Origin of the sequence: Methylovorus menthalis (assembly GCF_020523625.1) — a bacterium.
Taxonomy (GTDB): domain Bacteria; phylum Pseudomonadota; class Gammaproteobacteria; order Burkholderiales; family Methylophilaceae; genus Methylovorus; species Methylovorus menthalis.
On the sequence record NZ_JAJAQH010000005.1, the window covers coordinates 124677 to 138218 of the forward strand.

Consider the following 13542-nt stretch of genomic DNA (forward strand, 5'->3'; position numbering starts at 1 on the left):
CTCAACATCTAGCCATCTTTAGAAAGCCATTATGTTAAAGCGTATTGCTGTTACCCAGGTACGCCTGGGCATGTATATCCAGGAGCTGGGAGGCTCCTGGATCGACCATCCATTCTGGCGCAAGTCTTTCAAGCTTGAAGACCCCGTCATGCTGAAAACCTTGCAGGCAAGTCCGGTAAAGGATCTTGTCATTGATGTCAGCAAAGGGCTGGATGTGTTGCACGAGGCCGGGAGTGTCCAGGCGAGTGAGGTGGGTGAGGCTGCGCTGGTTCGTCCAAAAGAAGATGAGGGCCTGCCCTCCAGTGCGGAACCCCAGCCCTCTTCGCCGACACCTGCTATCAAGCGAATCAGCGCCGAGCAGGAAAGGGCGCAGGCAAAAAAACTACTGAAGGCTTCCAAGCAGGCCATTACCTCGATGTTTAATGAAGTGCGCATGGGCCAGGCAGTTAACGCGGTCGATGCGATGCCATTGGTCGAAGAGATTACTGCTTCTGTGTCTCGAAATGAAGGGACACTCATCAGTCTGGTGCGGCTCAAGCATAAAGACGATTACACCTATATGCACTCGGTGGCTGTCTGTGCTTTGATGGTCGCCTTGTCCAGACAGCTCGGCATGGATGACAAGCAAACCAAACAGGCGGGCCTTGCCGGTTTGCTGCACGATATCGGCAAGTCTGCCATTCCACTCGAAATACTTAACAAGCCAGGAAAGCTGACGGATGAAGAGTTTGATGTTGTACGTGGCCATCCAAAGGCGGGGCATGACATTTTGCTGGCATCAAATGGTGTGGATGAGGTCGCTCTGGATGTCTGTCTGCATCACCATGAGAAGGTGGATGGCACGGGGTATCCCTATAAATTGCCAAGCGAAGGAATAAGCATCTTTGCCAAAATGGGTGCGGTGTGTGATGTCTACGATGCCGTCACTTCCAATCGGCCTTATAAAGAGGGCTGGGAGCCGGGTGTTTCGCTGCAGCGCATGGCGCAGTGGAGCAAAACACATTTTGATGACCGGGTATTCAAGGCATTTGTTAAAAGTGTGGGTATTTACCCGATAGGCTCCATGGTCATGCTGCAGTCCGGGCGCCTGGGTGTTGTGGTTGACCAGAATCCGGTTTCGCTGCTCAAACCTCTGGTGAAAGTGTTCTTTTCCACCAAATCCCGCACGCGTATTCCTGTAGAGGTGTTGGACTTGTCCAAGCCTTCGGCACAAGACAAGATCATGGGGCACGAAGATCCACTGCTGTGGGGCGTAGAAGATATCCACGAGCTATGGAGTCAGTAACTTGTTAACTAGCGAATACCGCGTATAATCGCGAGAATTCCGAGGAGCGCTGCAAGACCGCTTCGCCAGACGAAGCCTTCCCAGGCTCGGAACATTGCAGTAAACGGCGCTCACCTTACCAACCCGTGCCGGACACGGGATGAGGGTGAGCAGCGTCAATAGACCTCCCAGCCCCTTCCCCCCGGCCACAATTCAAAGGAATAGAAAATGAATTCTGTGGCTGATATCAAAGATTATGTAATTGCCGATATGAACCTAGCCGCCTGGGGCCGCAAGGAAATTGCCATTGCCGAGACCGAAATGCCTGGCCTCATGGCGATCCGCGAAGAGTATGCGTTAACCAAGCCTTTGCGCGGTGCGCGCATTACCGGTTCCCTGCACATGACCATCCAGACTGCCGTGCTGATTGAGACGCTGAAGGATCTGGGGGCTGATGTACGTTGGGCTTCCTGCAATATTTACTCTACGCAAGATCATGCGGCGGCTGCCATTGCCGCTACTGGTACACCTGTGTTTGCGATCAAGGGCGAAACGCTAGATGAGTATTGGGATTACACACATCGTATTTTTGAATGGACCGATGGTGGCTATTCCAACATGATTCTGGATGATGGTGGCGATGCTACGCTGCTGTTGCATCTTGGCACCAAGGCAGAAACCGATTCTTCCGTATTGAGCAGCCCAGGCAGTGAAGAAGAAATTTGCCTATTCAATGCCATCAAGGCGAAGCTGGCGGTTGATCCTACCTGGTATTCCACACGACTCAAACATATCAAGGGCGTGACCGAAGAAACCACCACAGGGGTGCATCGTCTTTATCAAATGCACAAGGAAGGCCGTCTGGCATTCCCTGCCATTAACGTGAATGACTCTGTTACCAAATCAAAATTCGACAATCTCTATGGTTGCCGTGAATCCCTGGTCGATGGCATCAAGCGCGCCACCGATGTCATGATCGCTGGCAAAGTTGCCGTGGTTGCCGGTTACGGTGATGTGGGTAAAGGTTCTGCGCAGGCACTGCGCGCCCTTTCTGCCCAAGTTTGGGTGACCGAGATCGATCCTATCTGCGCATTGCAAGCCGCGATGGAAGGTTACCGCGTTGTCACCATGGATTACGCCGCTGAGCATGGCGATATCTTTGTCACAGCTACCGGCAACTACCATGTGATTACCCATGACCACATGGCAAAGATGAAAGACCAGGCGATTGTCTGCAATATCGGCCACTTTGATAACGAGATAGACGTCGCTTCCCTGGAAAAATACCAGTGGGATGAAATCAAGCCACAAGTGGATCACGTGATTTTCCCGGACGGCAAGAAAATCATCCTGCTGGCCAAGGGTCGCCTGGTGAATCTTGGTTGCGGTACTGGTCATCCGAGCTATGTCATGAGCTCGTCATTTGCTAACCAGACCATCGCCCAGATTGAGCTGTTTACCCGTACCGAGGAATACCCGGTCGGTGTGTATACTCTGCCCAAGCACTTGGACGAGAAGGTGGCTGTGTTGCAGTTGAAGAAGCTGAATGCTCAACTGACGCGTCTGACAGACCAGCAAGCGGCTTATATCGGGGTGTCAGTTGCAGGCCCATTCAAGCCTGAGCACTACCGCTACTAAGTAGAACGCAGGCCCGCGCGGGCCTGTTTTAAGGAGATATGCCATGAAATTACTGCTGGTCTGGATACTTAACGCGCTGGCTTTGCTGGCAGTTACCTACCTGATGCCATCTATACACGTGTCTGGCTTTGTGGCTGCACTTATCGCAGCAGCGGTGATCGGGCTGGTCAATATGCTGATACGGCCGATACTGGTATTGCTGACCTTGCCGGTCACCATTGTGACGCTGGGCCTGTTCATCCTCGTGATCAATGGTCTTTTGTTCTTGCTGGTGGGGCATGTATTGCAAGGCTTTGAAGTACATGGTCTGTGGGCAGGTATTGTTGGAGCATTCCTGTACAGCGTGATTTCATGGTTATTAAGCGCAATTGTGCTGCGCGATTGAGAAGGCGCAGACTGTGATGGATAACCAGGAACTCATGATCAGTGTTGAATTTTTCCCACCGAAAACGGAAGAAGGCATGGCCAAGCTGCGCGAGGCGCGCACTCAACTGGCCGCCCTTAATCCCAAGTTTCTTTCGGTGACTTTTGGTGCGGGTGGCTCAACCCGTGACCGCACCCTGGATACGGTGCTGGATATTCAGGCAGCGGGATTTGAGGCGGCACCGCATATTTCATGCATTTCTTCCAGCAGGCAGGAAATTAGCGATCTGCTGTTGCTTTACCAGCAGCACAATATCAAGCGGCTTGTCGCATTGCGTGGCGATATTCCATCCGGCGAAGTGAGTGCTGGCGATTTTCGTTATGCCAATGAGCTGGTTGAATTCATCCGGCAGGAAACTGGCGATCATTTCCATATTGAAGTAGCCGCGTATCCCGAATTTCATCCAGAAGCGGCATCGCCCACGGCAGATCTCGCCAACTTCAAGCGCAAGGTGGATGCGGGCGCCAACTCTGCCATTACCCAATATTTTTATAACCCGGATGCGTATTTTTATTTTCGGGATGAATGCACGCGCCTGGGCATCGACATGCCGATTGTGCCGGGCATTATGCCCATCTATAACATTACCCAGCTGGCACGTTTTTCCAGTGTCTGTGGCGCAGAAATTCCACGCTGGCTACGCTTGCGTTTGCAGGATTATGGTGATGACCTTGCATCCTTGCGGGCGCTGGGGTTGGATGTGGTAACGGGAGTATGCGAGAAGCTGCTGGCCGGAGGAGCCCCCGGCCTGCATTTTTATACACTGAATCAGAGTGGGATGATAACTACCCTGGCCCAGCGCCTGGGTTTGAAGCCGCCTGACGCTTAGCCGGCCAATCCATCTTGCGCTACTTAATGTAGCGTGGGATGGGCGTCGCCAAATACGGCATCTTCCACAAATAGATAGTCCTTGGTTTTTCCTTGCTTCCACAAGGCCATCAGCACAATCCAGCGTGTTTCATCGAGGCCGATGACTGGTTGTGGCAGGGCAAGCGCACGATCAACAATCAGTTCGCGCTCGGTCGCATTCAGCACCTTGGCCTGTTCCAGAAACATGATGAAGCTCAGGCTTTCACTGCTGATCTTGGTGGTTTCAGGTTCGCTGAAAATACGGAAGCCCGAGGTGTTGAGTTCAGTGCCGGCCAGCTCTTTGGCGGTCATGGCTTCCAAGGCGCTGAACCAGTCGAAGGCGTGATTAATGTCATCACTATCGAAACCTGCGGCGAATAATTCTTTGGCGAGAGTAGATTGGTCGGGACGGATATCTGCTTCAAAGTAATTCTCAAACATATATACCAGCACTTCGAACATATATATTCCCCTATGTGGATTCTTCTAAGAATTAAGCCTGACATCTATATCTTTGTAACGCCAGAATCAGGCCAAGCTTTAATTCTTAGAAGCAATCCCGCAAATGCTGCAATCAGCTCATGCGCTGGTAGCGGCCACCGGGCAGTGCCGCCACTTTGTTTTCAAGCTCCAGTATCAACAGCATGGCCGAAAGGTTATCGCTCGTCAAGCCACTTGATTGCTGTAATGCATCGATACTTATAGGGTCGTAACCCATGCATGCGAGCAGCTGGGTATGGGGGTGTTCCTCTGGATTTTTTCCATCAAAAGCGTCTTCCTGAGAGGCTTGTTGCTGTGCGGAATGCAAAGGGGCCATCTCCTGCACGATATCCTGAATACAATCGACCAGTTTTGCCCCTTGCTTGATCAGCTCGTGGCAACCCTTGGATACGGGGGAGTGGATGGAGCCAGGGATGGCAAATACTTCGCGCCCCTGTTCTGCCGCTAGCCTTGCCGTGATGAGAGAGCCACTTTTTGCATTGGCCTCCACTACCAGGCAGCCCTGGCTTAATCCGCTAATGAGGCGATTTCGCCGAGGGAAATTCTGTGGGCGAGAGGGTGTGCCGAGTGCAAACTCCGAGATTATCAAACCTTGCTCGACAATCTGATGGGCCAGCGTGCGATGTTTTGACGGGTAAACGATGTCGAGCCCGGTGCCGACGACAGCAATGGTGGTGCCTTTAGCTCGCAAGGCGCCGTGATGTGCTGCACCATCAATCCCGAGCGCCAAGCCACTGATGACGCAATAGCCTTGTTCACACAAGGCCTGAGCAAAATCGGCCGCATTCTTTTCGCCCTGAGGTGTCGCATTTCGACTGCCGACAATCGCCATTCCCGGTAAATCAAAGGCTGCCAATTGGCCTTTTGCATAAAGCAGGGGAGGGGGGTCGGCGATTTCCAGCAGGGCGGGTGGGTAACGGCTATCAGCCAGGGTGAGGAGGTGGTTATTTTCCTGCATGAGCCAAGTGGCTGCGAAGTCGGTGGCGGCCAAGTCGGGACCGGCGATAATCGCTTCGGCAACAGCATCAGGCACGACTTGCCGCAGGGCATCCTGAGGCGCTGCAAAAATCTGTTCTGGACTGCCGAATGCTTTGAGAAGCTGGCAGATACGCTGACTGCCCAAGCCAGGAACCAGGCTCAATGCTATCCAGAGGCGGGCTTCCTCCAGGTCTGAAGCACTAAGAGACATGCTAGCTCAGGGCGTGTTGACGGTGTCCAGCAGATTAACTGGCTCTGCTGCCTGCATGATCAAGCCGTAAGAAACCCGGTCAAAGGTCCGGAATACCATCAGCAAGCCAATACGCTCGTCGGGTAGTTTGACCAGGGATTTGTCATTGGCCGGATCTTTCTTGGGGTCGTATTTCTCATCGGATTTAGACTGGGGCTTCTTGTTTTTCTCTTCGTTAGGGTCCACATCCTTGAAGCGGAACTCTGGCAATTTGAATTTTTCTTCAGCCTTCTTTTCAGTCGGTTTGCGGCTGACGTAGGTGCCTGCACGATTGATGCTCAGCACATGGCCTTCTTCCAGGCCATCAGCCTTGCCCTTGTTGATCGAGATGATGGTGTTGGCACCTGCTTCAGCCACGCCACCGTAGATGGCCATGATGCGACCTTTAATCTCGCTTTCCGGGGCATGCGGAATATAGTTGAATTGTAGTTTGTCCTCGACCTTTACCAGTCGGTCATCGCTGAAAATCTCTTCTTTGGCACGCGTAATTTCACCTGTGGCTGGGTCACCGAATTTGATGACCTTGAGGTCACCTAGGTAGAGTGCTTCCAGGCCCAGTGGCTCTTTGTTTTCGGGATCCACCATGATTTTACCGGGGCGGTAAATATGCCAGACGTTGCCTTGATCTTCCGGCATCTTATCGATGTAGACCTTGTTGCCAGGCGCATACGCCACGCGGTTTTGCGGGCCAGCGATAATAGTGGGCGACTCTTTAAGGGAGTCTGGCTCCACAATCAGCGGACGGCTAAGAAATGGGGCAATGGTGCTAGGTGAGATGCTGGGAACGGCTTCTCGATCAAGCGGCTCTTCACGAATGCCTGGCTGCAAGGTGACGGTTTCGCGCAATAGACGCAGCTGAGGTTCCCCGCTACTGGTATCCAGCACGACCACATCGCCGGGGTAGATCAGATGCGGATTCTTGATCTGCTCGCGGTTCATATTCCACACCTTGGGCCACTTCCACGGGTCCTTGAGGAATTTGCCGGAAATAGCCCATAGCGTATCGCCTTTAACCACGACATAGCGTTCGGGGCGGTCAGGCTGCAGCTGAACATCATCCGCCGCGGCAGGTAAAGCCAGACAAGCCAATACGAGCGGCGTTATAATGTATCTCAACATATTCAAGACCTCGGCAATGATGCGGCATGAAATATCCGCGAACTTGCATTAAATTCTGCATGTAATTCATTCAACAATCAAGATTTATGGCAATTTTAGACATATTAAACTACCCCGATCCACGGCTTTATACGGTTGCCAAGCCGGTAAAGGAAGTGAACGCCAACATCCGTCGCCTGATCGATGACATGGCAGAGACTATGTACGCTGCGCCGGGCATAGGCTTGGCCGCTACGCAGGTGGATGTGCATCAGCAGATTATTGTCATGGATCTGTCCGAGGCAAAGAACGAGCTGCGGGTGTTCATCAACCCCAAAATTACCGCGAAATGTGGCGCTCAGGATTACGAAGAGGGGTGCCTTTCGGTGCCGGGGATTTATGAAAATGTGACACGCGCCGCAGAGGTCACCGTGGAAGCGCTGGATCGCAATGGCGAGCCGTTTGTGCTGGAAGCGCAGGGCCTGCTGGCTGTTTGCATCCAGCATGAAATGGACCACTTGCTGGGCAAGGTATTTGTCGATTACCTGTCGCCACTCAAGCAAAACCGCATCAAGACCAAACTCAAGAAACGTCAGCGGGATCGCTAACATGCCCGCACTCAAGATCATATTTGCTGGCACGCCAGACTTTGCCGTGCCAGCGCTGGCTGCCCTTATCGCATCGGAGCATGGCGTTGTGATGGTGCTTACCCAGCCCGATCGCCCGGCTGGTCGTGGCATGAAACTCAAAGCCAGTCCGGTCAAAGAGCTCGCCTTGCAGCATCAGATTCCGGTGTTGCAGCCCGAGACTTTGAAGGATGCCGTTATACAGGCACAGATTGCAGCGGTGGAAGCCGATGTCATGATCGTGGCAGCGTATGGCCTGATCATCCCGACCACCGTGCTGAACATGCCCGCGCTGGGTTGTTACAACATCCACGCCTCCTTATTGCCGCGCTGGCGCGGGGCGGCCCCCATCCAGCGCGCATTGCTGGCGGGAGATGCCGAAACCGGCGTGACCATTATGGAAGTTGTGCCCGCGCTGGATGCAGGTGCCATGGTTGAGAAGGGCGTGCTGCCTATCCGTGAGCGCGATACCGCACAATCGCTGCATGATGGCTTGTCGACCATGGGGGCGCAACTAATGGTCAAGGCCATGGATACACTGGCAGTCCAGCGCAATCTGCCAGCCGAGCCGCAAGACGAAGCCCTGGTGACGTATGCGGCCAAGCTGCAAAAGGCCGAAGCCGGCATAGACTGGACATATAACGCCGAGGCGATTTCGCGCCAGGTGCGCGCGTTTAATCCTTTCCCGGTTGCCCAAGCCAAATTTAACGGTGAGGTCTGCCGCATCTGGATGGCCACCGCAGTCGAAGGAAACGCCGCCCCCGGCGTGGTAGTTTCGGTGGGGGATGCCATTGTGGTCGGCTGTGGTCAGGGTTTGCTGCGCATTGAAGAATTGCAGATGCCTGGCGGCAAGCGCTTGCAGGCTGCACAGTTTATTGCGGGCCATGCATTGAAGCCGGGTGACCGCTTTCTTTCGGTCTTGCCACAGGCTTGAATTTTTGCTGATGAGCCGCATCTAAGGGTCATGCATCCCTTATCAATGAAAGACTTGAGGAGTACACATGTTAGGTAACTGGTTGAAAACCTCCATCCTGATGGCGGGCATTGTGGTGCTGTTTGGTACCGTGGGCGCTGCGCTTGGTGGTGCCGGTGGCATGATGATCGCCCTGTTGCTCGCCGCGGCCATGAATGTTTACGCCTACTGGTTTTCTGACAAGGCCGTACTCAAGATGTACAACGCCCGCGAGGTCGATGCTGCCTCAGCCCCACAGTTTTACAACATGGTGAAGGAGCTGGCGCAAAATGCCCAGTTGCCCATGCCCAAGGTCTATATCATTGACGAGGACCAGCCTAACGCATTTGCCACCGGGCGCGACCCTGAGCATGCAGCCGTCGCCGCGACGACAGGCATCATGCGCATCCTGTCTGAGCGCGAATTACGTGGCGTCATGGCGCATGAGCTGGCACACGTCAAACACCGTGACACGCTGATCTCCACCATCTCGGCCACCATCGCCGGTGCTATTTCATCGATTGCCCAATTCGGCATGCTGTTTGCAGGTGGCCATGACCGTGAGCGCAGTGTGCATCCGGCAGTGGCTATTCTGATCATGATTCTGGCACCGATTGCTGCCATGTTGATCCAGATGGCGATTTCACGTGCACGCGAGTTTGAAGCGGACCGCGGCGGCGCAGAAATCAGTGGTGACCCCACTGCGCTGGCCGCAGCTTTGAAAAAGATCCACGACTACGCACATCAGATTCCGCTGGAGACAGCTGAGCGGCATCCTGAAACCGCCCAGATGATGATCATCAATCCCTTGTCTGGCGAAGGGATCAAGGGCTTGTTCAGTACACACCCGCAAACCCAGGAGCGTATCGCGCGCCTGATGGCTATGGCCTGATCACCCCTCACAAGCGGCCGCAGACGTTAAGCTCTGCGGCTTTTGTTTTTTCAGAATTCCCCGAAAGGCCGTTTTGCAACTAGCTCAACAACTCGCCGCCGAAGCCGTGCATCAGGTGCTGACTGGCCGTAACCTTGGTGTCACCCTGGATGCCATTTTTAGCCGCCAACGCAGCCTGACCCCCCAACAACGTGGCATGACGCAGGATCTCAGCTACGGCTGCCTGCGCCAGTATGGGCAATTGCAAGCACTGCTGAATCAGCTCCTGCAGAAGCCATTGCAAGATGAGCGCTTGCGCTGCCTGCTGCTGGTAGCGATCTACCAGTTGCAGCAGGCGCGTGCCGCCAGCCATACGATTGTGGACCAGGCCGTGCAAGCCTCGGCGCAATTCAAAAAGCCATGGGTCAAAGGCTTGACCAACGCCGTATTGCGTAACTTTCTGCGGCAGCAGGATGCGCTGGTGAAGAATATTGACCCCGCTGACGATGTCGCCCGCTACTCCTATCCGCAGTGGTGGGTGAACAAGCTTCGCCATCAATATCCGCAAGAGTGGGAGGCTATGCTGCTGGCAGGCAATCAGCACCCGCCCATGACCTTGCGCGTTAATCGTCGCCACCTCAGCGTAGAAACCTATTGCCAGCAGCTGGCCGACGCCGGTATAGCCTTCAGCGAACTGGGCGGTCGCGCGGTTAGCTTGACCCAGCCTATTCCAGTCGAGCGTATCCCCGGGTTTCTTGAAGGTGATGTCTCGGTGCAGGATGCAGGTGCGCAATGGGCGGCCCCCCTGCTTGATCTGACAGCGGGCATGCGGGTGCTGGATGCCTGCTGCGCGCCGGGTGGAAAGACCGGCCATATCCTTGAGCTGGCCGATGTGGATTTGATCGCCATGGATAGCGATGCCGGCAGATTGCGCCGTACGGAAGAAAACCTGCAACGCTTGAAATTGAAAGCCCAGCTGGTGACGGGCGATGCGGCGGATGCTTCCGGATGGTGGGATGGTCGGCCGTTCGATCGCATTCTGGCAGATGTGCCATGTACGGCTTCCGGCATAGTCCGGCGGCATGTGGATATCAAATGGCTACGACGCGAGGCGGATGTTGCCTCCTTCGTTCGCCAGCAGGCACTCATTCTGCCGCAACTGTGGCAGTGCCTGGCAAAGGGTGGTAAATTGCTTTACGCAACGTGCTCGGTTTTTCATGAGGAAAACCAACAGCAGATTGACCGGTTCCTGCAACAGCACGCCGATGCGAAGCAGTTGCCGCTGAGTCAGGATGCTTCGCCTCATGCTCGGCATGGACAACTTTATCCTTGTGCAGCACATGACGGCTTCTTTTATGCACTTTTACAAAAAAACTGATTTTCGTCGTTTATTTGCCACGCTGTTGACCGGCAGTTTTGTTCTTTTCATGCTGACGACGGCATACGCTGCCGTTAGTAATCTTCACATTCGCAATGCAGAGCTGGTGCCAACCGAAGATAGCTATCTGCTGAATGCCGATTTTGATGTCAGCCTGAGTCCCACGGTAGAAGAAGCCTTGAACAAAGGCATCCCGCTGACGTTCCTGATTGAATTCCAGCTGACCTCACCACGTCGCTACTGGTTTGATGACGAAATCGCCACGGTCAGTACCTATGTCACCCTGAGCTACCATGCCTTGTCACGGCAATATCTGGTCAATCTCAATAATCACCACCAACGCTCCTTTGCGTCCTTGCAGGATGCCAAACAGGAACTCTCACGCCTGGAGCAATGGCCAGTATTCGAGAAAGCCCTGCTGAAAAAAGGTGAAGCCTACAAGGCTGCCTTGCGCGTGCGGCTGGATCAAACCAGGCTGCCCAAGGCATTGCAGGTGGATGTGATTGGTGGCTCCGAGGACTGGAATATGGTTTCCCAGCGTTATCGCTGGGTGCCCACGCTGTTTTAGCATGCCTCCGCTCCAATGAAATACATCGTTTTTATCAGTGCCCTGCTAGGTGCAGTCCTACTGTATCTGCTGTCGCATGCCAGCACCAATACGGCCGCCTCGGGTAATTATTACACTTTGCTGCTGGTGCTGAATGGCGCCCTGGCCGTGGCATTGATCGTCATGATCAGCATGCAGCTCTGGCGCCTGTTTCGCCAGATGCGTGCGCATGTCATGGGCAGTCGGCTTACCCTGCGTTTGCTGGGCGCCTTTGCCCTCATGGCGATTATTCCCGGCGTGATCGTATATGCGGTATCGGTCAATTTCCTGACGCGCTCGATTGAGTCGTGGTTTAACGTGAAAGTGGAAGCAGCGCTGGAGGGCGGTTTGCGCCTGGGCCAGAGTGCGCTCGACATCATGTTGTCCGATATCGAGGAAAAAGCCGAGAGCATGGCCGTCTCGCTGGCGTTTCAGCCCTCCAACTCACACCTGAGTGTGCTGAATGACCTGCGCGAAAAAAGCGGGGTGGAGGATGCGGTTCTGCTGACCTTGCAAGGACGTATCCTGGCGTTTTCAAGCAACAATCCGGCGACCTTTCTGCCGGAGCTGCCCAGTATTCCCCAGCTGCGTCAGGCACGGCAGCATGTATACGGCACCATAGAGCCGATTCCGGATAAAGGTCTTTATCTTCGGGTGCTGGCCCCGATCGTGATGCCCGATCTGGCAGGGGAAACGCGTATTTTGCAGCTGTTGCAGCCGGTGCCCAAGAGTTTGTCTGCCACGGCGGAATCCGTGCAGGATGTGTATCAGGATTATCAGGAGCTATCGCTCAGCCGCGAATCGCTGAAAGAGGTGTTTGCCCTGACGCTGACGCTGGTGCTGATGCTTGCGATGTTGTCCGCGGTATCGATTGCCTTTGTGCTTAGCCGCCGCCTGTCAGCGCCGCTGGGTGTACTGGCCGAAGGCACGCGCGCCATTGCCCGCGGCGATTACGGCACCATGTTGCCGGTGCATGGCAAGGATGAGCTGGGCATACTGGTGCAATCCTTTAACAGCATGACGAGGCAGCTCGGCGATGCCACATTGGCAGCAGAGCGCAACCGGGCACGGGTAGAAGCGGCTCGTGGGTATCTTGCCACCATCCTCGCGCACTTGTCCTCCGGCGTGCTGGCGCTGGATGACCGCGCGCAGTTGCGTACCTGCAATATGGCCGCCTCAAATATTCTTGGCGTCAACCTGAGCAATTTTCTTGAGCAGCCTTTCCAGCAGTTGGGTCAGACACATGTGGCGCTGGAGGCTTGGGTTGAGCTGATTCTTTCGCATTGTGGGGATGACGATACCGGCGAATGGCAAGAAGAACTGGAGCTGGTGACTGCGCAGGGCAAGCGTATTTTGCTGGTGCGTGGCACGCGGTTGCCGCAAACCGCCGATAGCGGTTTCCTGATTGTGTTTGATGATGTGACGACCATGGTACAAGCCCAGCGCGATGCCGCCTGGGGGGAAGTTGCTCGGCGACTGGCGCACGAGATCAAGAACCCGCTGACGCCTATTCAGCTCTCGGCCGAGCGCCTGGAACACAAGCTGGCGGCCAAGCTCGAAACCGACGATGCCGATATGCTGCGGCGCGCCACCAATACCATCGTGACGCAGGTGGCGGCCATGAAAACCATGGTGAATGAATTTAGCGAATATGCACGGGCACCAGCGCTTAATCTGAGCGAGCTGGCGCTGAACAGCCTGATCAAGGATGTACTGGCCTTGTATGAACCGGCAGATATTCACCTTGAAATCAGCCTGGCGGATGGTTTGCCATCGGTCATGGGTGACGCCACCATGCTGCGGCAAGTGCTGCACAACCTACTGCAAAACGCCCAGGATGCGCTGGAAGGCAGGCCGGACGGGGTGATTCAGATCATCACGGCGATGGAAGTGGATACGGTCAAACTAGAGGTAAGAGACAATGGCACCGGTTTCCCGCTGGAAATCCTCAGCCGCGCCTTCGAGCCCTACATGACCAGCAAGCGCCATGGCACCGGTCTCGGTCTGGCAATCGTCAAGAAAATCATAGAAGAGCATAAAGGCCACATTCATATTGAAAACCTGGCAAAGGGGGGCGCAAGCATCACTGTGACTTTGCCAGCAAAAACGAAAAGGGTGGAGTAATCG

At 54.6% G+C, this 13542-nt stretch carries 13 protein-coding genes and 1 riboswitch; of the genes, 10 read left to right on the forward strand and 3 right to left on the reverse strand.

The features are described from left to right. Positions 1-31 precede the first annotated feature (31 nt). The 4 genes from LG204_RS05180 (at position 32) to metF (ending at position 4155) form a co-directional block, all read left to right on the forward strand. Complete coding sequence (locus tag LG204_RS05180) at positions 32-1285, forward strand: HD-GYP domain-containing protein (RefSeq protein WP_230336273.1); 1254 nt, start codon at positions 32-34, stop codon at positions 1283-1285. 35 nt (positions 1286-1320) lie between these two features. Next, a riboswitch (S-adenosyl-L-homocysteine riboswitch) is annotated at positions 1321-1404 on the forward strand. 88 nt (positions 1405-1492) lie between these two features. Then, entirely contained in the window at positions 1493-2902 is a 1410-nt protein-coding gene (gene ahcY, locus LG204_RS05185; RefSeq protein ID WP_230336274.1) for an adenosylhomocysteinase, read from the forward strand. Positions 2903-2945: 43 nt separating this feature from the next. Next, entirely contained in the window at positions 2946-3287 is a 342-nt protein-coding gene (locus LG204_RS05190; RefSeq protein WP_013441005.1) for a phage holin family protein, read from the forward strand. Positions 3288-3303: 16 nt separating this feature from the next. Beyond that, entirely contained in the window at positions 3304-4155 is an 852-nt protein-coding gene (metF, locus tag LG204_RS05195) for a methylenetetrahydrofolate reductase [NAD(P)H] (RefSeq protein WP_230336275.1), read from the forward strand. Between the two features lie 23 nt (positions 4156-4178). On the opposite strand, the gene LG204_RS05200 is transcribed toward metF, so the two are convergent. The 3 genes from LG204_RS05200 to LG204_RS05210 all read right to left on the reverse strand — a co-directional run bounded on the left by LG204_RS05200 (position 4179) and on the right by LG204_RS05210 (position 7023). After that, the gene (locus LG204_RS05200; RefSeq protein WP_230336276.1) at positions 4179-4637 is read right to left on the reverse strand and encodes a DUF494 domain-containing protein; all 459 of its coding nucleotides are present in this window, start codon (positions 4635-4637) and stop codon (positions 4179-4181) included. Positions 4638-4749: 112 nt separating this feature from the next. Then, a complete protein-coding gene (gene dprA / locus LG204_RS05205; protein WP_230336277.1) occupies positions 4750-5865 on the reverse strand; it encodes a DNA-processing protein DprA in 1116 nt (371 codons plus the stop codon). Between the two features lie 6 nt (positions 5866-5871). Beyond that, entirely contained in the window at positions 5872-7023 is a 1152-nt protein-coding gene (locus LG204_RS05210) for a LysM peptidoglycan-binding domain-containing protein (RefSeq protein WP_230336278.1), read from the reverse strand. An 86-nt stretch (positions 7024-7109) separates the two neighbouring features. Here LG204_RS05210 and def point away from each other — a divergent pair, with 86 nt between their 5' ends. The 6 genes from def to LG204_RS05240 all read left to right on the forward strand — a co-directional run bounded on the left by def (position 7110) and on the right by LG204_RS05240 (position 13539). Further along, positions 7110-7610: a peptide deformylase gene (gene def / locus LG204_RS05215; protein ID WP_013441010.1), complete on the forward strand. Its 501-nt coding sequence runs from the start codon at positions 7110-7112 to the stop codon at positions 7608-7610. 1 nt (position 7611) lies between these two features. Further along, positions 7612-8562, forward strand: coding sequence for a methionyl-tRNA formyltransferase (gene fmt / locus LG204_RS05220; protein WP_230336279.1), 951 nt, complete (start codon positions 7612-7614; stop codon positions 8560-8562). Between the two features lie 67 nt (positions 8563-8629). After that, a complete protein-coding gene (gene htpX / locus LG204_RS05225) occupies positions 8630-9472 on the forward strand; it encodes a zinc metalloprotease HtpX (protein WP_230336280.1) in 843 nt (280 codons plus the stop codon). 73 nt (positions 9473-9545) lie between these two features. Further along, positions 9546-10829 (forward strand): 16S rRNA (cytosine(967)-C(5))-methyltransferase RsmB, encoded by a 1284-nt coding sequence (rsmB, locus tag LG204_RS05230; RefSeq protein WP_230336281.1) that lies wholly within the window; start codon positions 9546-9548, stop codon positions 10827-10829. Beyond that, positions 10807-11397 (forward strand): DUF4390 domain-containing protein, encoded by a 591-nt coding sequence (locus tag LG204_RS05235; RefSeq protein WP_230336282.1) that lies wholly within the window; start codon positions 10807-10809, stop codon positions 11395-11397. Before rsmB ends, LG204_RS05235 begins: the two co-directional genes overlap by 23 nt. A gap of 15 nt (positions 11398-11412) precedes the next feature. Beyond that, positions 11413-13539, forward strand: a complete 2127-nt coding sequence (locus LG204_RS05240; RefSeq protein WP_230336283.1) for a sensor histidine kinase — start codon at positions 11413-11415, stop codon at positions 13537-13539. Positions 13540-13542: the final 3 nt, after the last annotated feature.

What these genes read in the sequence shown, in the direction of transcription:
- LG204_RS05180 (WP_230336273.1), top strand. Translation starts at nt 32, where the DNA reads ATGTTAAAGCGTATTGCTGTTACCCAGGTACGCCTGGGCATGTATATC.
- ahcY (WP_230336274.1), top strand. Translation starts at nt 1,493, where the DNA reads ATGAATTCTGTGGCTGATATCAAAGATTATGTAATTGCCGATATGAAC.
- LG204_RS05190 (WP_013441005.1), top strand. Translation starts at nt 2,946, where the DNA reads ATGAAATTACTGCTGGTCTGGATACTTAACGCGCTGGCTTTGCTGGCA.
- metF (WP_230336275.1), top strand. Translation starts at nt 3,304, where the DNA reads ATGGATAACCAGGAACTCATGATCAGTGTTGAATTTTTCCCACCGAAA.
- LG204_RS05200 (WP_230336276.1), bottom strand. Translation starts at nt 4,637, where the DNA reads ATGTTCGAAGTGCTGGTATATATGTTTGAGAATTACTTTGAAGCAGAT.
- dprA (WP_230336277.1), bottom strand. Translation starts at nt 5,865, where the DNA reads ATGTCTCTTAGTGCTTCAGACCTGGAGGAAGCCCGCCTCTGGATAGCA.
- LG204_RS05210 (WP_230336278.1), bottom strand. Translation starts at nt 7,023, where the DNA reads ATGTTGAGATACATTATAACGCCGCTCGTATTGGCTTGTCTGGCTTTA.
- def (WP_013441010.1), top strand. Translation starts at nt 7,110, where the DNA reads ATGGCAATTTTAGACATATTAAACTACCCCGATCCACGGCTTTATACG.
- fmt (WP_230336279.1), top strand. Translation starts at nt 7,612, where the DNA reads ATGCCCGCACTCAAGATCATATTTGCTGGCACGCCAGACTTTGCCGTG.
- htpX (WP_230336280.1), top strand. Translation starts at nt 8,630, where the DNA reads ATGTTAGGTAACTGGTTGAAAACCTCCATCCTGATGGCGGGCATTGTG.
- LG204_RS05235 (WP_230336282.1), top strand. Translation starts at nt 10,807, where the DNA reads ATGCACTTTTACAAAAAAACTGATTTTCGTCGTTTATTTGCCACGCTG.
- LG204_RS05240 (WP_230336283.1), top strand. Translation starts at nt 11,413, where the DNA reads ATGAAATACATCGTTTTTATCAGTGCCCTGCTAGGTGCAGTCCTACTG.